At 74.2% G+C, this 18,186-nt stretch carries 15 protein-coding genes; 3 read left to right on the forward strand and 12 right to left on the reverse strand.

Features of this window, described 5'->3' with window-relative positions:
- Positions 1 to 29 precede the first annotated feature (29 nt).
- The 6 genes from RMN57_RS16395 to RMN57_RS16420 form a co-directional block, all read right to left on the reverse strand.
- On the reverse strand, positions 30 to 614 hold the full coding sequence (locus RMN57_RS16395; RefSeq protein WP_380237576.1) for a 2'-5' RNA ligase family protein: 585 nt from the start codon (positions 612 to 614) through the stop codon (positions 30 to 32).
- Complete coding sequence (trpS, locus tag RMN57_RS16400) at positions 611 to 1,606, reverse strand: tryptophan--tRNA ligase (RefSeq protein WP_313767851.1); 996 nt, start codon at positions 1,604 to 1,606, stop codon at positions 611 to 613. The genes RMN57_RS16395 and trpS overlap by 4 nt, the downstream gene beginning before the upstream one ends.
- A gap of 75 nt (positions 1,607 to 1,681) precedes the next feature.
- The gene (locus tag RMN57_RS16405; protein ID WP_313764130.1) at positions 1,682 to 3,004 is read right to left on the reverse strand and encodes a hemolysin family protein; all 1,323 of its coding nucleotides are present in this window, start codon (positions 3,002 to 3,004) and stop codon (positions 1,682 to 1,684) included.
- Positions 3,005 to 3,088: 84 nt separating this feature from the next.
- A complete protein-coding gene (locus tag RMN57_RS16410) occupies positions 3,089 to 4,081 on the reverse strand; it encodes a malate dehydrogenase (protein ID WP_313764131.1) in 993 nt (330 codons plus the stop codon).
- 213 nt (positions 4,082 to 4,294) lie between these two features.
- Positions 4,295 to 4,711, reverse strand: a complete 417-nt coding sequence (locus RMN57_RS16415; RefSeq protein ID WP_313764132.1) for a DUF3017 domain-containing protein — start codon at positions 4,709 to 4,711, stop codon at positions 4,295 to 4,297.
- Between the two features lie 26 nt (positions 4,712 to 4,737).
- The gene (locus RMN57_RS16420; RefSeq protein WP_313764133.1) at positions 4,738 to 5,592 is read right to left on the reverse strand and encodes a bifunctional methylenetetrahydrofolate dehydrogenase/methenyltetrahydrofolate cyclohydrolase; all 855 of its coding nucleotides are present in this window, start codon (positions 5,590 to 5,592) and stop codon (positions 4,738 to 4,740) included.
- Between the two features lie 522 nt (positions 5,593 to 6,114).
- On the opposite strand from RMN57_RS16420, the gene RMN57_RS16425 reads away from it, so the two are divergent.
- Positions 6,115 to 6,861, forward strand: a complete 747-nt coding sequence (locus RMN57_RS16425) for an RDD family protein (RefSeq protein WP_313764134.1) — start codon at positions 6,115 to 6,117, stop codon at positions 6,859 to 6,861.
- A 67-nt stretch (positions 6,862 to 6,928) separates the two neighbouring features.
- On the opposite strand, the gene purH is transcribed toward RMN57_RS16425, so the two are convergent.
- Positions 6,929 to 8,506: a bifunctional phosphoribosylaminoimidazolecarboxamide formyltransferase/IMP cyclohydrolase gene (purH, locus tag RMN57_RS16430; RefSeq protein WP_313764135.1), complete on the reverse strand. Its 1,578-nt coding sequence runs from the start codon at positions 8,504 to 8,506 to the stop codon at positions 6,929 to 6,931.
- Positions 8,503 to 9,162, reverse strand: coding sequence for a phosphoribosylglycinamide formyltransferase (gene purN, locus RMN57_RS16435; RefSeq protein WP_313764136.1), 660 nt, complete (start codon positions 9,160 to 9,162; stop codon positions 8,503 to 8,505). Before purN ends, purH begins: the two co-directional genes overlap by 4 nt.
- 369 nt (positions 9,163 to 9,531) lie before the next feature.
- On the opposite strand from purN, the gene RMN57_RS16440 reads away from it, so the two are divergent.
- Entirely contained in the window at positions 9,532 to 10,176 is a 645-nt protein-coding gene (locus RMN57_RS16440) for a hypothetical protein (protein ID WP_313764137.1), read from the forward strand.
- Between the two features lie 117 nt (positions 10,177 to 10,293).
- On the opposite strand, the gene RMN57_RS16445 is transcribed toward RMN57_RS16440, so the two are convergent.
- Positions 10,294 to 11,910, reverse strand: coding sequence for a DUF6350 family protein (locus tag RMN57_RS16445; RefSeq protein ID WP_313764138.1), 1,617 nt, complete (start codon positions 11,908 to 11,910; stop codon positions 10,294 to 10,296).
- A 135-nt stretch (positions 11,911 to 12,045) separates the two neighbouring features.
- Between RMN57_RS16445 and RMN57_RS16450 the strand changes: the two genes are divergently transcribed.
- Complete coding sequence (locus RMN57_RS16450; RefSeq protein WP_313764139.1) at positions 12,046 to 14,325, forward strand: LuxR C-terminal-related transcriptional regulator; 2,280 nt, start codon at positions 12,046 to 12,048, stop codon at positions 14,323 to 14,325.
- Positions 14,326 to 14,431: 106 nt separating this feature from the next.
- Here the strand turns inward: RMN57_RS16450 and sucD are convergent, their stop codons facing one another.
- From sucD to RMN57_RS16465, 3 genes are all read right to left on the reverse strand, one after another.
- Positions 14,432 to 15,313 (reverse strand): succinate--CoA ligase subunit alpha, encoded by an 882-nt coding sequence (sucD, locus tag RMN57_RS16455; RefSeq protein ID WP_313764140.1) that lies wholly within the window; start codon positions 15,311 to 15,313, stop codon positions 14,432 to 14,434.
- Between the two features lie 19 nt (positions 15,314 to 15,332).
- Positions 15,333 to 16,505 (reverse strand): ADP-forming succinate--CoA ligase subunit beta, encoded by a 1,173-nt coding sequence (gene sucC, locus RMN57_RS16460; protein WP_313764141.1) that lies wholly within the window; start codon positions 16,503 to 16,505, stop codon positions 15,333 to 15,335.
- A 348-nt stretch (positions 16,506 to 16,853) separates the two neighbouring features.
- The gene (locus tag RMN57_RS16465) at positions 16,854 to 18,026 is read right to left on the reverse strand and encodes a VWA domain-containing protein (protein WP_313764142.1); all 1,173 of its coding nucleotides are present in this window, start codon (positions 18,024 to 18,026) and stop codon (positions 16,854 to 16,856) included.
- Positions 18,027 to 18,186: the final 160 nt, after the last annotated feature.

The following is an 18,186-nucleotide window of genomic DNA, read 5'->3' on the forward strand; positions in this document are numbered from 1 at the left end:
CGGCACGACCGCCGGGGCCGCCGGGCGCTTCAGGAGAAGTCGTAGGCCCGCCAGGGCCGCCAGACCTCGTCCTCGTCGAAGCGGGAGAGGCTGAAGCCGGGCACCGGGAAGGCCGCCCGGAAGCCGCGGGCCTGCTCGAACGCCCGGTCCAGCACGTCGTCCGGCAGACCGTGCGCCACCGTGACGTGCGGGTGGTAGGGGAAGGCCAGCTCCCGCGCCAGCGGGCCGGAGCGGATGTCCGCCTCCAGCAGCCGGCACTCCTGCGCGCCCTCCTCCACCCGGACGAAGACCACCGGGGAGACCGGCCGGAAGGTGCCGCTGCCCTGCAGCAGCATCCGGAACGGCCGGTGCGCGCGCGCCACCGTCGCGAGGTGCTCCTCGATCTTCGGCAGGTCCGCGGCCGCCACCTCGGTCGGCGGCAGCAGGGTGACGTGCGTGGGTATCGACCGGGCCAGCGGATCGCCGTGCCCCGCCCGGGCGTCCTGGACCGCCGAGCCGTACGGCTCCGGGACGCTCACGGACACGCCGATGGTGAGCACCTCCCCGCCGAACGGCTCGGCGGGGAAGGGCTCGGAGGCGGGGTACCCGGAGGCGGACGGCGAGTTGCCGGTCACCGCTTGGCGGCCGGGAGGAAGCCGATCCGGTCGTACACCGTCTCCAGGGTCTGCGACGCCACCGCGCGGGCCTTCTCGGCGCCGACCGCCAGCACCCGGTCCAGCTCGGCCGGGTCGTCCAGGAAGGTGCGGGTGCGCTCCTGGAACGGCGTCACCCACTCGGTGAACAGCTCGGCCAGCTCGGTCTTCAGGGCGCCGTACATCTTGCCCTCGAAGTGGGCGACCAGCTGCTCCACCGACTGCCCGCTGAGCGCCGAGTGGATCCGCAGCAGGTTGGAGACGCCCGGCTTCTCCTCCTCGTCGTAGGAGACGACGGTGCCGGTGTCGGTGACGGCGCTCTTGAACTTCTTGGCGCTGACCTTCGGCTCGTCCAGCAGGCTGACCAGGCCCTTGGGCGAGGAGGCCGACTTGCTCATCTTGACGGCCGGGTCCTGGAGGTCCTGGATCTTCGCCGTCTCCTTGAGGATGTACGGCTTCGGCACCGTGAAGGTCGGGCTGTAGCGGGTGTTGAAGCGCTCCGCGACGTCGCGGGTGATCTCCACGTGCTGGCGCTGGTCCTCGCCGACCGGGACGGCGTCGGCCTGGTAGAGCAGGATGTCGGCGATCTGGAGGATCGGGTAGGTGAACAGGCCGACCGTGGTGCTGTCCGCGCCCTGCTTGGCGGACTTGTCCTTGAACTGCGTCATCCGGGCGGCCTCGCCGAAGCCGGTGAGGCAGTTCATCACCCAGCCGAGCTGTGCGTGCTCGGGGACGTGCGACTGCACGAACAGGGTGCAGTGCTCCGGGTCCAGACCGGCGCCGAGCAGCTGGGCGGCGGAGACCCGGGTGTTCTCGCGCAGCAGCTTCGGGTCCTGCGGCACGGTGATCGCGTGCAGGTCGACCACCATGTAGAAGGCGTCGTTGGCCTCCTGCAGGTCGACCCACTGGCGCACCGCGCCCAGGTAGTTGCCCAGGTGGAACGAGCCGGAGGTGGGCTGGATCCCGGAGAGCACCCGGGGACGGTCCTTGACCGGACCAGTGACCGCTGCGTTGACCATGGGGGCCATTGTTCCAGTTCCACCGACCGCTCAGGAAACGTCCGCCCCTGGAGGTTCCGACAGTGTGACCGCACTCACCCTCACCCGGGCGATCCGCCGGCCCTCCAGCTTCGCCACCGTCAGCCGGACCTCCTCGTCGCCGATCGGGATCCTGACCTGGTCGCCGTCGGCCGGCAGCCGGCCCAGTGCGGCCACCAGACAGCCGGCCACCGTCTCGTAGGGGCCCTCCGGAAGGGTGACGCCGGTCTCCTCGGTGAAGTCGCCGAGGTTCAGCAGGCCGTCCAGCTCCATGCCGCCGCCGGCCAGCCGGCGGGTGGTGGTCGGCTCCTGCGAGTCGTACTCGTCCCGGATCTCGCCGATCACCTCCTCCACCAGGTCCTCCAGGGTGACGATGCCGGCCGTGCCGCCGTACTCGTCGACCACGATCGCCAGGTGGTGGCCCTCGCGGCGCATCTCGCCCATCGCCTCCAGCACCCGCTTGGTGCCGGGCAGCAGCTTGACCGGGCGGGCCAGGTCACGGACCCTCACCGCCTGCTCGCCGCGGGCGCCGTACAGGTCGCGGACGTGCACGAAGCCGGTGACCGCGTCGTAGCTGCCCTCGACCACCGGGTAGCGCGAGTGCGGGGCGGAGCCGGCCTGCTCGCGGACCTCGGCGAGCGGCCGCTCGGCGTCCAGGAAGGTCACCTCGGTCCGCGGCACCATCACCTCGCGCAGCTGGCGCTCGCCGGCCGAGAACACGTCCGCGATCAGGGCGCGCTGGTCGCTGCCGAGTTCGGTGTTGGCGGCGACGAGCCCGCGCAGCTCCTCGGAGCTCATCGAGCCGCGGCCGGCGGCCGGATCGCCGCCGAGCAGGCGGACCATCAGATCGGTGGAGTGGCCGAGCAGCCAGATCGCCGGTCGCAGCACCACCGACATCACGTCCACCACCGGGGCGGAGAGCACCGCGATGGAGTCGGCGCGCTGGAGGCCGATCCGCTTCGGGGTGAGCTCGCCGAGCACCAGCGAGACGTAGCTGATCACCAGGGTCAGCCCGACCAGGGCGACCGCGTCGGCGACGCCCTCGGTGAGCCCGGCCTCGACGAACAGCGGGGCCACCTTGCCGGCCAGGGTGTCCGCGCCGAAGGCGGCGGAGAGGAAGCCCATACAGGTCACACCGACCTGGACGGCGGCCAGGAAGCGGTTCGGGTCGGCGGCCAGGTGCGCGGCGCGGGCCGCCCGGCGGGTGCCGCGTGCCTCCAGCGACCGGATCTGGCCCTCCCGCAGGGAGATCAGCGAGATCTCCGCGACGTTGAACAGGCCGCCCAGCATGATGAAGACGAGGACGAGCGCCGCGTCTTCGATGGTTTCGCTCACGGGGGGCAGTGTAGGGGCACCCCAGAGCGACGGCCCGCCGCCTCGTGGCGAGGCGGCGGGCCGGATTGCTCAGCGGGGTCGTGCTCAGATCAGGCCGAGGGCCTGGACCGCGTCGCGCTCCTCGACGAGCTCGTTGACCGAGGCGTCGATGCGGCCGCGGGAGAACTCGGAGATCTCCACGCCCTGGACGATCTCGAACTTGCCGTCCTTGGCGGTGACCGGGAAGGAGGAGATCAGGCCCTCCGGCACGCCGTAGGAGCCGTCCGAGACGACACCCGCGGAGGTCCAGTTGCCCTCGGCGGTGCCGTTGACCCAGGTGAAGACGTGGTCGATGGCGGCGTTGGCGGCCGAGGCGGCCGAGGAGGCGCCGCGGGCGTCGATGATGGCCGCGCCGCGCTTGGCGACGGTCGGGATGAAGTCGTTCTCCAGCCAGGCCTGGTCGGCGCCGACGGCCTCGAAGGCCGGCTTGCCGGCGATCTCGGCCTGGAAGATGTCCGGGTACTGGGTGGCGGAGTGGTTGCCCCAGATGGTGACGCGCTTGATGTCGGCGACGGTGGTGCCGGTCTTCAGGGCCAGCTGGCCGAGCGCGCGGTTGTGGTCCAGGCGGGTCATCGCGGTGAAGCGCTCGGCCGGGACGTCCGGGGCGTTGCGCTGGGCGATCAGGGCGTTGGTGTTGGCCGGGTTGCCGACGACCAGGACCTTGATGTCGTCCGCGGCGTGGCCGTTGATGGCCTTGCCCTGCGGGCCGAAGATGCCGCCGTTGGCCTGCAGCAGGTCGCCGCGCTCCATGCCGGCGGTGCGCGGACGGGCGCCGACCAGCAGCGCGACGTTGGCGCCGTCGAAGGCCTCGTTGGCGTTGTCGGTGATCTTGATGTCGCGCAGCAGCGGGAAGGCGCAGTCCACGAGCTCCATGGCGGTGCCCTCGGCGGCCTTCAGGCCCTGCGGGATCTCCAGGAGGCGCAGGTTCACCGGCACGTCGGCGCCGAGCAGGTGGCCCGAGGCGATGCGGAAGAGCAGCGCGTAGCCGATCTGGCCGGCCGCTCCGGTGATGGTGACGTTGACGGGGGTGCGGGTCATTTCTACCTTCTCCAGCAAATCGCCAGGTGCCCCAGGCACACCGGCGCACTGGAGCCGAGGACGGTCTCTCGACGTCGAGAGACCGGCGTCAGGTTATCGCAAAGGGAAGCCTACGCCGCGTGTGCGGGCGTGGCTGATACGTCACAGAAGCAGCGGCCCCCACCCGGGATTCCGGGCGGGGGCCGCTGTCGGTGGCTGCTCCGGGCCGGCCCGTCAGCGCCGGGGGCGGCCGATCAGCTGGCCGATGTTGTCGAGCAGCGAGATCTCCAGCCACGGGTTGGGTTGGGCCACCAGCGTCAGCAGCACGATCGAGACGCCCATGACACTCAGCACGATCACGTCGGTGAACCGGCTGCGCACGGCGAGCATGCCGACCTCGGGCAGGACCAACCGCAGCACCGCGCCGAGCAGCACGCCCCCGCCGAGGATCAGCAGGCCGTACTTGAAGCCGTCCTGGAAGTCGGCGAACCAGGTGACGGCGAGCCCGGCGCCGACCACCAGCAGGACCAGCGTTATCGGCCACTGCCGCACCGGCAGCGAGTGCTCGCGCCCGAGCGCCGCGGCCGAGCCCTCGGGGGGCAGCGTGCCGGTGGTCTTGACCGGCCTGCGCCGCGACCGTGCCTCACTCATGGCTGGACGTCCCAATCCCTCTGGTGTCAGACGCCGGCGCGGCGCTCGGCCGCCTCGACGATGTTGTTGAGCAGCATCGCGCGGGTCATCGGGCCCACGCCGCCGGGGTTCGGGGAGATCCAGCCCGCCACCTCGGCCACGCCCGGGTGGACGTCGCCGACGATCTTGCCCTCGCTGCGGCTGACACCGACGTCCAGCACGGCCGCGCCGGGCTTGACGTCCTCCGGCTTGACCAGGTGCGGCACGCCCGCGGCGGCCACGACGATGTCGGCCTTGCGCAGGTGGTAGCCGAGGTCCCGGGTGCCGGTGTGGCAGAGGGTGACGGTGGCGTTCTCGCTGCGGCGGGTGAGCAGCAGGCCGATCGAACGGCCGACGGTGACGCCGCGGCCGATCACGACCACCTCGGCGCCGTTGATCTCGACGCCGTGGCGGCGGAGCAGCTCGACGATGCCCAGCGGGGTGCAGGGCAGCGGGCCCTCGATGCCGAGCGCGAGGCGGCCGAGCGAGGTCGGGTGCAGGCCGTCGGCGTCCTTGTCCGGGTCCATCAGCTCCAGGACCGGGTTCTGGTCGAGGCCCTTGGGCAGCGGGAGCTGGACGATGTAGCCGGTGCAGGCCGGGTCGGCGTTCAGCTCGCGGACGACGTTCTCGACGTCCTCCTGGGTGGCGGTGGCGGGCAGTTCGCGCTGGATCGAGGCGATGCCGACCTCCGCGCAGTCCCGGTGCTTGCCGTTGACGTACCAGCGGCTGCCCGGGTCGTCGCCGACCAGGACGGTGCCGAGGCCGGGCGTGACACCCTTCGCCTTGAGGGCCGCCACGCGGGCGGCGAGTTCGGACTTGATCGCGGCCGCGGTGGCCTTGCCATCGAGAATCTGGGCAGTCATGACCCCATTCTCCCGGATCGCCGCAACCTTCCGCGCCAGCCCCGGCGGCACCCCCGCGGAGGTCCGGAGCGCGGCCGCCCGCCGGGCCCGGAAGGTGCGGCCCACGTTGCGGTTGCGCCACAGTCCGGTCCGGTGCGCGAACGCGGCTGGACAGCGCCGGGTTGTCGGGTTGACGATAAGCGGGCATTCCCTGCCGCATCCGGCCCGGTGACGGGCCGACGGACACACCGGCGGGGCGTACCCGGGGGAAGAACAGAGTGAGCCGACCACACCAGACCGTGCCGCCCGACCGCCACGGCGGCGTGCCGCCGTGCCCGCAGCCCTCGCTGCTCCCGTCCGCACCACGGCCCTCGTTCCCTCGCTTCCCACGGCTCTGAGCCGGACGGCGGGCGCCGATTCCTGTGCGCCCCTCCGTCACCGTGCACCGCCACCGTCCCGAGCGACCCGCAGGCCCGACCGGCGGTCCGTTCCGGGGCCCGTGCTGTCCCGCCACCAGTCCCCACATCCTGCCCGGAGGCATCGATGAGTTACCCGCCCGACCCGAACAACCCGTACGGCCAGCAGCAGCCGCCGCAGGGCTACGGCTACCCGCAGCAGGCCCCGCCGGCGGCCGGCTACGGCTACCCGCAGCAGCCGCCGCAGGCCCCGGCCTACGGCGTCCCGCAGCAGCAGGCGTACGGGTACACCCCGATGCCGGGCACCCTCCAGGCGAACAACGGCTACATCAACCTCCACCACCTGGGCGCGGTGAAGCTCGCCACCATGGGCCAGCGCTTCCTGGCCCGCCTGATCGACGGCCTCGCGATCGGCGCGATCATCGCGCTGGTGATGGCGCTCGGTCTGGCCAGCGCGCTCGGCATCGCCAAGGACCAGAAGGACTGCAGCGGCCTGTACTCGTACGGCGGCTCCAACTCCGCGTACTACGACTGCCTGAACGACAACAACGACGCCGCCGCCGGCTTCTTCGTCACCATGATGATCATGATCGGCGTGCTCTCGCTGTTCAACCTGCTCTACGAGTGGCTGATGGTCTCGTTCGCGGGTGCCACCCTGGGCAAGATGGCCATGGGCCTGCGCGTGGTCAAGGAGAGCACCGGCCAGGTCCCCGGCCTCGGCGGCGGCTTCATCCGCTTCATCATCCCGATCGTCGGCGCCTTCCTCTGCTACATCGGCGCCGCGCTGGTCTACCTGTCGCCGTTCTTCGACAACTCCGGCAAGCTGCAGGGCTGGCACGACCGTGCCGCCGGCACGCTGGTGATCAAGAAGTAGCGGTCCCCGCGCACACGACGGAGCGGCCCGGCCCCCACGGAGGGGGCCGGGCCGCTCTGTCGCACCGTCAGTGGAAGAAGTGGCGGGTGCCGGTGAAGTACATCGTCACGCCGGCCGCCGCGGCGGCCGCGACGACCTCCTCGTCGCGGATCGAACCGCCGGGCTGGACCACGGCCTTGACGCCGCCGTCGATCAGGATCTGCAGGCCGTCCGCGAACGGGAAGAACGCGTCGGAGGCCGCGTACGAGCCCTTGGCCCGCTCGCCGGCCCGCTCGACCGCGAGCTTCGCCGAGTCGACCCGGTTGACCTGGCCCATGCCGACGCCCACCGAGGCGCCGCCCTTGGCCAGCAGGATCGCGTTTGACTTGACGGCCCGGCAGGCCCGCCAGGCGAAGGCCAGCTCGGCCAGCTCGGCCTCGGACAGCGCCTCACCGGTGGCCAGCGTCCAGGTCGCCGGGTCGTCGCCCTCGGCGTGCACCCGGTCGGTCTCCTGCAGCAGCACGCCGCCGGAGATCGGACGCAGCTCCTGGCGGTTGGCCGGCGCCTCGGGGGCGAGCAGCACCCGCAGGTTCTTCTTCCGGGCCAGCACCTCCACGGCGCCGTCCTCGTAGCCCGGGGCCACGACGACCTCGGTGAAGATCGGGGCGATCTGCTCGGCCAGCTCGACGGTGACCGGGCGGTTGACCGCGATCACGCCGCCGTACGCGGAGACCGGGTCGCACTCGTGCGCCTTGCGGTGGGCCTCGGCGACGTCGGCGCCGGTCGCGATGCCGCACGGGTTGGCGTGCTTGATGATCGCGACGGCCGGCTCGGCGTGGTCGTACGCGGCGCGGCGGGCGGCGTCGGTGTCGACGTAGTTGTTGTACGACATCTCCTTGCCGTGCAGCTGCTCGGCACCCGCCAGGCCGCCCGTGCCGTCCACGTAGAGCGCGGCGCCCTGGTGCGGGTTCTCGCCGTAGCGCAGCACGTTCTGGCGCTCGTAGGTGCCGCCCAGGAACTCCGGGAACCGCTCGTCGCTCGGCGCGTAGCCGGCCTCGAACCAGGAGGCGACCGCGACGTCGTACGCGGCGGTGTGGGCGAACGCGGCACCGGCCAGGCGCTTGCGGGTGGCCAGGTCGAAGCCGCCCTCCTGGGCGGCCTTCAGCACGTCGCCGTAGCGGGCCGGGTCGACCACGACGGCGACCGACGGGTGGTTCTTGGCGGCGGCGCGGACCATGCTCGGGCCGCCGATGTCGATCTGCTCGACGCACTCGTCCGGGGTGGCGCCGGAGGCGACGGTGGCCTTGAACGGGTAGAGGTTCACCACGACCAGGTCGAAGGGCTCGACGCCCAGCTCGGCCAGCTGCGCGCGGTGCGACTCCAGGCGCAGGTCGGCGAGCACGCCGGCGTGCACGCGGGGGTGCAGCGTCTTCACGCGCCCGTCCAGGCACTCCGGGAAGCCGGTCAGCTCGGAGACCTCGGTCACCGGCACGCCGGCGGCGGCGATCCGGCCGGCGGTGGAACCGGTGGAGACGATCGCGACCCCGGCGGCGTGCAGGCCCTGGGCCAGCTCCTCCAGACCGGTCTTGTCGTACACGCTGATCAGCGCGCGACGGATCGGACGGATGTTCTCCGAAACGGGGGGCGTGGTGGAGCTGGCACTCATGCCGGGATCCATACCTTTCGGTCCTCGATGCGGTGACCCTCGCGGGCCAGCCGGCCCACGACGTCGACGAGCAGCTTGCGCTCGACAGTCTTGATGCGCTCGTGAAGCGCTTCGCCGCCATCGGCGTGGTCGGCGTCGACGACCTCGACGACGCCCTGCGCGATGATCGGCCCGGTGTCCACGCCGGCGTCGACCAGGTGGACGGTGCAGCCGGTGACCTTCACGCCGTAGGCGAGCGCGTCGGTGACGCCGTGGGCACCGGGGAAGGCGGGCAGCAGTGCGGGGTGGGTGTTGACGATCCGTCCGGCGAAGGCGGCGACGAACGCGGGGCCGAGGATCTTCATGAAGCCGGCGGTGACCACCAGGTCCGGCTCGTACGCGGCGACGGAGGCGGTCAGGGCGCGGTCCCAGTCGGCGCGGTCGGCGTGGTCCTTCACCCGGTGCACGAAGACCGGGAGGCCGGCGCGCTCGGCGCGGTCCAGGCCGGCGATGCCGTCGCGGTCCGCTCCGACGGCGAGGATCTGCGCGCCGAAGGCCGGGTCGGCGACGGCCTCGATCAGCGCCTGCAGGTTGGTGCCGGAGCCGGAGACCAGCACCACCAGGCGGGCCGGTCCGGGCGTGCGGGGCGGGAAGAGCTGAGCGGGGGCGGCGGCCACTGCGCGATTCTCCGTAGGTCGGGCGCCGCCCGCTGGTACGTCCACCGGCGGTGGGGCCACTACGAACGGCAGGTCGAGCGAGGGGGAACACCAGGAGAACCCGCCGCGATGCGGGCCCCGGGGAACCTCTGTGAGCTGCTGACCGTCACCACGATAACGGCTGGTCGGACGGCCTCCGAAACGGCCTGCGGGCGCTACGCGCGTAGTTGAGACGGGGATCTCCTCCCGGCCCGCCGGGCCGTCCGCACCGGACGCCCGGGCGGGTGTCCCGGCCCGGCGGCAGGCCGCAGGGCTGCCCCGGGACGGCTGCGGGATCATAGGGTGGCGCGGGCGTCCGCCCCACCGACCGAGTAAGGAATGGCTGAAACCATGAGCAGCGGTGACGACACCGGCGAGCGCAACCCCTTCGCGCCGCCGCCGGCGGATGCCCCGGACCAGCCGTGGCGGCCGCGCAACCCCCGGCCCACCGGCGGGACGGAGCCGTCCGACGGCGAGGGCGGACCGGAGGAGCGCCCGCAGGTCCCGCCGCCGCACCCGTGGAGCCCCGGCTACCAGGGCGGCGGCTGGCACCCCCGCCCGCCGGCCCCGCAGCCGCCCCGCCTCGACCCGAACGACCCGGCGCAGCGCAAGGCCCGGAACGCCGCGCTGGCCGGCATCGCCTCGCTGATCTGCGCACTGGCCGCGCTGCACTACGTCGCCCTGTTCGTCGGCGCGCTCGCCGTCGCCTGGGGCATCGGCGCGATGCGCGCCCCGAAGCCGGCCGCGAACCCCGCCGGGGGCGCGGCCGCCGGCGCCGTCGAGCCGGGCTCACCGAACCCGCTCACCCCGGCGGCGCTCGCCGGGGTGCTGACCGGTGCGATGACCGTGGTCTTCGTGACCTCGGCGATCGGGCTCAGCCTCTACTACAACGACTACGTCACCTGCGTCCGGGACTCGCTCACCACCACCGGTGCGGACAACTGCGAGCGGCTCGCGCCGAAGTGGTACGTGGACGTGACCAGGCAGGGCGAGTAGGCCCGCCCGGTCCTCGGTCGGTGTCGTCGGCCGGTGTCTTCGGTCGGTGTCTTCGGTCGGTGCTTTCGGCCGTTGTCTTGAGCCGGTGCCCTCAGTCGGTGCCCTCGGTCGGTGCCCTCAGCCGGTGCCGGGCTGCTCGGGGGTGGGGGCGGCGGGAGCCGTCGACCGTGCAGCCGGTCCGTCCGGTCCGTCGACGGCGTCCGGGGCCGCCGGCGACCCGCTCAGGCGCAGGACGAGCCCGTGGGCACGGGCCCGCACCCGGAGCCCGCCGCGGCGGACCCGGCCGGTGAACGGGACGACGGCCCGGCCGACCGCGCCGACCGGCCCGGGCCCCGTCCCGGCGCCCTCCTCGGCCGCCGCCCCGGCCAGCGCCCGGGCCCGGGCGAGCAGGGCCACCGGCACGGCCACCGCGGCCAGCCAGCCGGCCGCCGCCAGACCCGTCCGCCACGGCACCGGACCGAGCTCGGCCATCCGGCCGCCGGCCAGCGCCCCGCCGGCGAGCCGGCCGAGCACCGCGGCGGCCGCACCGGTCAGCAGCGCCGCCGCCAGGACCGCGACGGCGGTCGCCACCGGGTGCCACGGCCCGGTGACGGCGGACGACGGGTCGGACGGGTCCGGCTCGTCCAGGCCGTAGTCCTCCGAGCCACCGCCCTCCGGGCCCCGCCCGTCCCCGCCCCGCACATCCGGCTCCCCGCCGTACGGCCACCGCGGGCCGGCCGCCGCCGCCCGCCCCAGCATCAGGGCCGGAACCACCCCGGCCAGCGCCGGCAACGTGCAGGCCGCCAGCCGCCAGCCACCCGCCCCCGGCTCCGCCACCAGCGCGAACAGCGGGAAGTCCGGCAGCGGCCCGAGCACCGCACCGTCCGGTGCCACGACCGTCCCCTCCCCCACCGCGAACCCCGGGCCGAGCGCGTACGCCGCGCCCCAGACCACCGCGTTCGGCAGCACCGCCAGACTCAGCAGCAGCAACCCGGCCACCGCGGCCGGGCCTCGGCCGAGCGCGGCCGTCGCCGGCCCGGCGCCGTCCACCGCGGCCAGCACCGCCGCCACCGCGACCACCAGCGCGCCCGCCGCCAGCAGCCCCGTTCCGGCCGCCAGTGCGGCCGCCCGGACCGCCGGCGCTCCCCCGTCGGGCCGCGCCCACCACGGCACCCGGTCCAGCCAGTGCCGCCAGTGGCCCGGCCACCCGGGGCCGGCCACACCGCCACCGGGCCCGGGCCGGCGGGCGGCCCGGGCGCCGGAGCGTGTCGCCGCGGCGGCCAGCGCCGCCACCACCAGGACGTCCGGCAGCACCCGGGCCCGGAACAGTCCGGGGCCCGCGCACTGGGCCACCACCGCGAGCGCCACCCCGCAGTAGCCGCAGCACACCGCCCACGGCCCGCCCCAGCGCGGCCGCGGACCGCGCCGGGCCGCCACCCGGGCACCGGCCCGGCGGAGCTGGACCACCGCGAGCAGTCCGAGCAGCAGCGGGGTGACGGTCAGCGGGGCCTGCGCGGCACCGCGCAGGACCGGCGCACCGTGTCCGAGCAGCCAGAGCGCACCGGCGAGACGGACGGCCCCGGCCGCGCCGTCGTCCGCGTACGGGGTCACCACCCAGAGCGCGAGCACCGGAACGGCGACCGCCGCCAGCCCGAGCAGCGCCGTCCGCGCCCCGGTGAGCAGGTCGGCCAGGACGGGCCTGGCCCCCAGTTCACCCGGCACTTCCACGATCGGACGGCCCATCAGCTGCGTCATGCGCCTCATGGTGCCAAGGCGACTCGCCATGCTTCGTGAAGAGGCAAACCGCCGTCGTGTCCCAGATTATTGGCTTATGCGCATTTTCGGACCCGGCCCGCTCGCTGCGGCCCCCACCCCGGCCCGGAGTGTCTGATGAGCACACCACCGACCGCCGAGCGCCCCACCGGCGCCCCCGCCCCCACCGACCACCAGCCGGCACCGCAGGGGCGCCCCGGGACGGGCCGGCCCGGACGCGGCCGCGCCCCCGCGAAGCCCGCGAAGTCCGCGCCGGGCACGCCGGGGCCGGCCGCCGCGCCGAGTACGCCGGGAACCCCGGGCACACCGGCTGCACAGGCCGCTCCCGCCGGGCACGCCCCCAGGGGCGCGCGCGGCAAGGCGGCCGGCGGCCTCGCCGCCGATCCCGCGGAGGCGTCCCGACTGCTGCGGCAGCTGACTCCGCGTGAGGCCCAGGCGCTGGCCCACCTGGCGGCCGGTCGGCCGCTCGCCGAGTCGGCGGCCGAACTGGGCGTCACCCCGGCCACCGCGCGGACCTACCAGCACCGGGCGATGCGCAAGCTCGGCACCCGTACCCGCGCCGAGATCGCCGCCTTCGCCGCGCTGCTGAGCCCGGCTCAGGCCACCCCCGAAGCACGGGGGACGGCGGGTGCCGGGGGGACGGCGGGTGCCGTGGAGACGGCGGGTGCCGCGGGGACGGTGGGTGCCGCGGGGCGCCCCGACCCGGTCCCGCCCGAACGCGGCGCGGCGGGGAGGCCCCCGGCCGGGCCGGTCCGGAGCCGGTCGGGCGGGAGCAAGGCGGGCCGTGCCCTCGCCGGCCCGCCGTCCGGTGCGGCGCCGGACACCCCTGCACCGGACGGTGGGGCGGCCCCGGACTCACCCGGCGGGCGGCACCGCCGCAAGGGACCGGCCGACGGTGCCCGCGCCGGCGCGCCGGACGGCGCGGTGCCGGACACCCCTGGGTCCGGCGGCGGGCGCCACCGCCGCAAGGAACCGGCCGGCCAGGCGCGTCCGGCGGACCGGCCGGCCGACCGACCCGGCAGCGCCGCCCCCGCCGAGCCCGCCCCCCGCGTGCCGGCGGCCGACCGCGACCGGCGCGCCGAGCGGCACGCCGCCGCTCCCGTGCAGCCCGCCGCGGACACCCGGCCGGAGCCGCCGGGCACCACCGCCGGCCCCACCCCGGAGGGCGGACGGGGCGAGGCCGGACCGGGCGGGCGGAATGACTCCCGGCGGCAGCGCCCCGGCCGACCGGGCGCCCCCGGCCGCGCAACCGCCCCCGACCGCCCCCGACCGGGCGCTTCGTCGGCCCAGGCCACCCCCGGCAGCGGCCCGGGCGGCGAGCCCGAGGCCACCCGGCGGCAACGCCCCCGTCCGGACCGGCCGGAGTCCCCCGCCCCCGCTCCCACCTTCGAGGAGCTGTACGAGACCGCCCACACCCGCCTGGTGCAGCAGACGTTCCTGCTCACCGCCTGCAAGCACCGGGCCCTGCACTGCGTCGGGCGGGCCTTCGCCGAGGCGCAGCGGCACTGGGTGGAGGTGTCGGGCGAAACCGACCCGGAGGCCTGGCTGCGGACCCGGGCGTTCGAGGCGGCGCTCTCGCCGTGGCACCGCGGCGGCCCGCGCCGGACGCACGTCTGGCGGCTGCCGCACCGCCGGATCAAGGTCCGCCCGGCCGACGAGACCCAGGCGGTGCTGCCGGACCACGACCGGCTCACCGACCACGACCGCGCCCTGCTCAAGGCCCTCAAGCGGCTCTCCCGCCCGCAGCGCCGGGCGCTGCTCCTGCACGACGGCCTCGGCCTGCCCGCCGACGCCGTGGCCGTCGAGGTGGAGTCCACCGTGACGGCCGCCGAGGGTCGGGTCTGGGCGGCGCGGACGGCGCTGGCGCACTGGGTGCCGGACCTGGTCGGCGCGGATCCGGCGGCGGACGGCTTCGCCGACCGGCTCAGCGGGCTGCTGCTCCGGGCGGCCGTCCGCGGCTGCCCGGAGCCGCACCGACCGCCACTGCCGCTGCTGCGCGCCCGGCACGGGCTGGCCGACGCCGGCCGGACCGGCGCCGCGGCCCTGCTCACCGCCGCCGTCGGTGCGGCCGTGGTGGCGACGCTGAGCGGCGGCGGGCCCGGACAGCTGTTCCGGCCCGGCGAGCCGCCCGCCCCGTCGCTCTGCGCCACGGCCGCGACCACTGCAGCCGTGCCCGCTCCGCCGGACGCGCCGCCGACCGGTGTGCACAGCCTCTGGTGCAGCTCCACACCGGGCGTCGAGCCGGTCGTGGTGGACCCGCCGCCGCCCCGCCGCCTCTGGGAGCTGCCGTCCGCCGGGCGCCCCGCCGAGGCGCTGCCGCCGCCCGGCACGGTCGCGGCGGGTCCGCCGGCCTGCACGGGCTGGACCCTGCACCCCTGCCCGACCGACGACCACTGACGCCCCTCCCCGGTGTCCGGGCCGCCGCGGTGACGGCGGGCGCCCCCGGAAACGGCGAGCGCCCCCGCCCGGGATCCGGACGGGGGCGCTCGACGAGCGGGAGGCGTCAGCCGATCAGCTCGCGCGCCAGGCGGGCGGTCTCGGACGGCGTCTTGCCGACCTTGACGCCGGCGGCCTCAAGGGCCTCCTTCTTCGCCTGCGCGGTGCCCGAGGAGCCGGAGACGATGGCGCCGGCGTGGCCCATGGTCTTGCCCTCGGGGGCGGTGAAGCCCGCGACGTAGCCGACGACCGGCTTGGTGACGTGCTCGGCGATGTAGGCCGCCGCACGCTCCTCGGCGTCGCCGCCGATCTCGCCGATCATGACGATCAGCTCGGTCTCCGGGTCCTCCTGGAACGCCTTGAGGGCGTCGATGTGGGTGGTGCCGATGACCGGGTCACCGCCGATGCCCACGGCCGAGGAGAAGCCGATGTCACGCAGCTCGTACATGAGCTGGTAGGTCAGGGTGCCCGACTTCGAGACCAGACCGATCTTGCCGGAGGTGGTGATGTCGGCCGGGATGATGCCGGCGTTCGACTGTCCGGGGCTGATCAGGCCGGGGCAGTTCGGGCCGATGATCCGGGTCTTGTTGCCCTTGGCGCCGGCGTGGGCCCAGAAGGCGGCGGTGTCGTGCACCGGGACGCCCTCGGTGATGACGACGGCCAGGCCGATCTCGGCGTCGATGGCCTCGACGACGGCGTCCTTGGTGAACTTCGGCGGCACGAAGATGACGGTGACGTCGGCACCGGTCTTCTCCATGGCCTCGGCGACGGTGCCGAAGACGGGCACCTCGGTGCCGTCGACGTCGACCGTGGTGCCGGCCTTGCGCGGGTTCACGCCACCGACGATCTGGGTGCCCGAGGCGAGCATCCGACGGGTGTGCTTCATGCCCTCGGAGCCGGTCATGCCCTGGACGATGACCTTGCTGTCCTTGGTAAGGAAGATAGCCATGGTTGTGTAGTCCCCTTCCTTACTTGTTGGCCAGCTCGGCGGCGCGGTCGGCCGCACCGTCCATGGTGTCCACCTGCTCGACGAGCGGGTGGTTGGCGTCGGTCAGGATCTGACGACCCAGCTCGGCGTTGTTGCCGTCGAGACGGACGACCAGCGGCTTGGTGACGGCCTCGCCCTTGCTCTCCAGGAGCGCGAGGGCCTGCACGATGCCGTTGGCGACCGCGTCGCACGCGGTGATGCCGCCGAAGACGTTGACGAAGACCGACTTGACGTCGGCGTCGCCCAGGATGATCTCCAGGCCGTTCGCCATCACCTCGGCGGAGGCGCCGCCGCCGATGTCGAGGAAGTTGGCGGGCTTGACGCCACCGTGCTTCTCACCGGCGTAGGCGACCACGTCGAGGGTGCTCATGACGAGGCCCGCGCCGTTGCCGATGATGCCGACCTGGCCGTCGAGCTTGACGTAGTTCAGGCCCTTGGCCTTCGCCGCCGCCTCGAGCGGGTTGGCGGCGGCCTTGTCCTCGAGCGCCTCGTGCTCCGGCTGGCGGAACTCGGCGTTCTCGTCCAGCGAGACCTTGCCGTCGAGCGCGATGATCTTGCCCTCGCCGGACTTGATCAGCGGGTTGACCTCGACGAGGAGGGCGTCCTCGGCGATGAAGACGGCCCACAGCTTCTGCAGGACCTCGGCGACCTGGTCCGCGACCTCGGCCGGGAACTTCGCCGCGGCGACGATCTCGGCGGCCTTCTCCGGGGTGCAGCCCTCGTTGGCGTCGACCGGGATCTTGGCGAGCGCCTCGGGGTTCTCCTCCGCGACGACCTCGATCTCCACGCCGCCCTCGACGCTGGCCATGGCCAGGAAGGTGCGGTTGGTGCGGTCCAGCAGGAAGGAGACGTAGTACTCCTCCTTGATGTCCGCGGTCTGGGCCAGCATCACCTTGTGGACGGTGTGGCCCTTGATGTCCATGCCGAGGATCGCCTCGGCCTTGGCGACGGCGTCCGCCGGGTCGGAGGCGAGCTTCACGCCACCGGCCTTGCCTCGGCCACCCACCTTCACCTGAGCCTTGACGACGGCGCGGCCGCCGAAGCGCTCCGCGATTGCGGCAGCGTCTGCGGCGGTCTCGATGACATCACCGTCAAGCACGGGCACGCCGTGCTTGGCGAAGAGGTCCCTCGCCTGGTACTCGAACAGGTCCACGTGTTTGTCCTTGTTCGTGGTCGCGGATTGTGTCTCTACGAGCGTGCCACGGCAGGATCTTCGCTGCGGGTCGTCGGGGCGGTGCGGGTACGCAGAGGTACGGCCTTGCGGCCCACACAGCCACGGGCGCACACGTCAATCAACACGCGCGTCACGTCCGTCTGGCAGGTTATCCCCGTCCGACGGGACTCTTTCGCCCGGGGCATGCCCGTATTGGGTGAGAACCGTCACAGCCAGCCTACGGCCGGGCGACCTGCACCGGGTGCGATCAGGGGGCGGCCCGCGGGCGGTCCGGGGGCCCGGACGGGCGCGGGTTCCCCCGTCCGGGTGAACCCGCGCACCGGTCGGTTACACACTCCGGTCGGGCACCGGAAGGGGGCGCTTCTCGATCGCCGCGGCCATGACGTCCGGGAAGGCGTCGGGGGTGCAGGCGAACGCCGGGGCCCCCAGCGCGGCCAGCGCGGCGGCGTGCGCGTGGTCGTACGCGGGCGCACCTTCGTCCGAGAGCGCGAGCAGGGCGACGAACTGGACGCCGGCCGCCTTCATCGCCGCCACCCGCTTGAGCATCTCGTCCCGGATGCCGCCCTCGTAGAGGTCGCTGATCAGCACCACGACGGTCTCCGACGGGCGGGTGATCTTCGACTGGCAGTAGGCGAGCGCCCGGTTGATGTCGGTGCCGCCGCCGAGCTGGGTGGCGAACAGGACGTCCACCGGATCGGTGAGCTGCTCGGTCAGGTCGACCACCGAGGTGTCGAACACGACCAGCCGCGTGTTCAGGGACTTCATCGAGGCCAGCACCGCGCCGAAGACCGCCGAGTGCACCACCGAGGGGGCCATCGAGCCGGACTGGTCGATGCAGAGGATGACGTCCTTCTTCACCGCGCGCTGCGCCCGGGCGTAGCCGACCAGCCGCTCGGGCACGACGGTGCCGTGCTCGGGCAGGTAGTTCTTCAGGTTGGCCCGGATCGTGCGGTCCCAGTCGATGTCGCGGTGGCGCGGGCGGTTCACCTTGGCGCTGCGGTCGAGCGCGCCGCCCAGGGTGGCCCTGGTCCGGTCGGCGAGCCTGCGCTCCAGCTCGGCCACCACCTTGCCGACCACCGCGCGGGCGGTCTCCCGGGTGGTCTCCGGCAGCGCGTGCTTGAGCGAGAGCAGGGTGCCGACCAGGTGGACGTCGGGCTCGACGGCCTCCAGCATCTCCGGCTCCAGCAGCAGGTGGTCCAGCCCGAGCCGGGTGATGGCGTCCTGCTGCATCAGCTGGACGACGGTGGTCGGGAAGTACTCGCGGATGTCCCCCAGCCAGCGCGCCACCTGCGGCGCCGACCCGCCCAGCCCGGCGCTGCGCCGGCCGGCCCGCCCGGCCCGGCCCTCCTCCGGCGCGCCCCGGTACAGGGCGGCGAGCGCGCCGTCCATCGCGGCGTCCCGGCCGCGCAGGGTGCAGCCGGTGCCGTCCGCCTCGCCGCCGAGCACCAGCCGCCAGCGGCGCAGCCGCTCCTCGGCGGCGAGGGGGGTGGTCACTGCCATCGGATGCTCCTTCGGGTCTTCGCGGTCTCGGGTCTTCGCGGTCGCGGGTCTTCGCGGTCTCGGTCTTCGCGGGTCTTCTGGTTCGCGGCGTCTTCGGGCTGTCGGGTTCGCCGGCCGTCGGGCCGCCCGGTCTCCTCTGGTGCGTATCCGCGGGTACGGC

Origin of the sequence: Kitasatospora sp. CM 4170 (assembly GCF_032110285.1) — a bacterium.
Classification (GTDB): domain Bacteria; phylum Actinomycetota; class Actinomycetes; order Streptomycetales; family Streptomycetaceae; genus Kitasatospora; species Kitasatospora aburaviensis.

What these genes read in the sequence shown, in the direction of transcription:
- RMN57_RS16410 (WP_313764131.1), bottom strand. Translation starts at nt 4,081, where the DNA reads ATGACCCGCACCCCCGTCAACGTCACCATCACCGGAGCGGCCGGCCAG.
- RMN57_RS16415 (WP_313764132.1), bottom strand. Translation starts at nt 4,711, where the DNA reads ATGAGTGAGGCACGGTCGCGGCGCAGGCCGGTCAAGACCACCGGCACG.
- RMN57_RS16420 (WP_313764133.1), bottom strand. Translation starts at nt 5,592, where the DNA reads ATGACTGCCCAGATTCTCGATGGCAAGGCCACCGCGGCCGCGATCAAG.
- RMN57_RS16425 (WP_313764134.1), top strand. Translation starts at nt 6,115, where the DNA reads ATGAGTTACCCGCCCGACCCGAACAACCCGTACGGCCAGCAGCAGCCG.
- purH (WP_313764135.1), bottom strand. Translation starts at nt 8,506, where the DNA reads ATGAGTGCCAGCTCCACCACGCCCCCCGTTTCGGAGAACATCCGTCCG.
- RMN57_RS16440 (WP_313764137.1), top strand. Translation starts at nt 9,532, where the DNA reads ATGAGCAGCGGTGACGACACCGGCGAGCGCAACCCCTTCGCGCCGCCG.
- RMN57_RS16445 (WP_313764138.1), bottom strand. Translation starts at nt 11,910, where the DNA reads ATGACGCAGCTGATGGGCCGTCCGATCGTGGAAGTGCCGGGTGAACTG.
- RMN57_RS16450 (WP_313764139.1), top strand. Translation starts at nt 12,046, where the DNA reads ATGAGCACACCACCGACCGCCGAGCGCCCCACCGGCGCCCCCGCCCCC.
- sucD (WP_313764140.1), bottom strand. Translation starts at nt 15,313, where the DNA reads ATGGCTATCTTCCTTACCAAGGACAGCAAGGTCATCGTCCAGGGCATG.
- RMN57_RS16465 (WP_313764142.1), bottom strand. Translation starts at nt 18,026, where the DNA reads ATGGCAGTGACCACCCCCCTCGCCGCCGAGGAGCGGCTGCGCCGCTGG.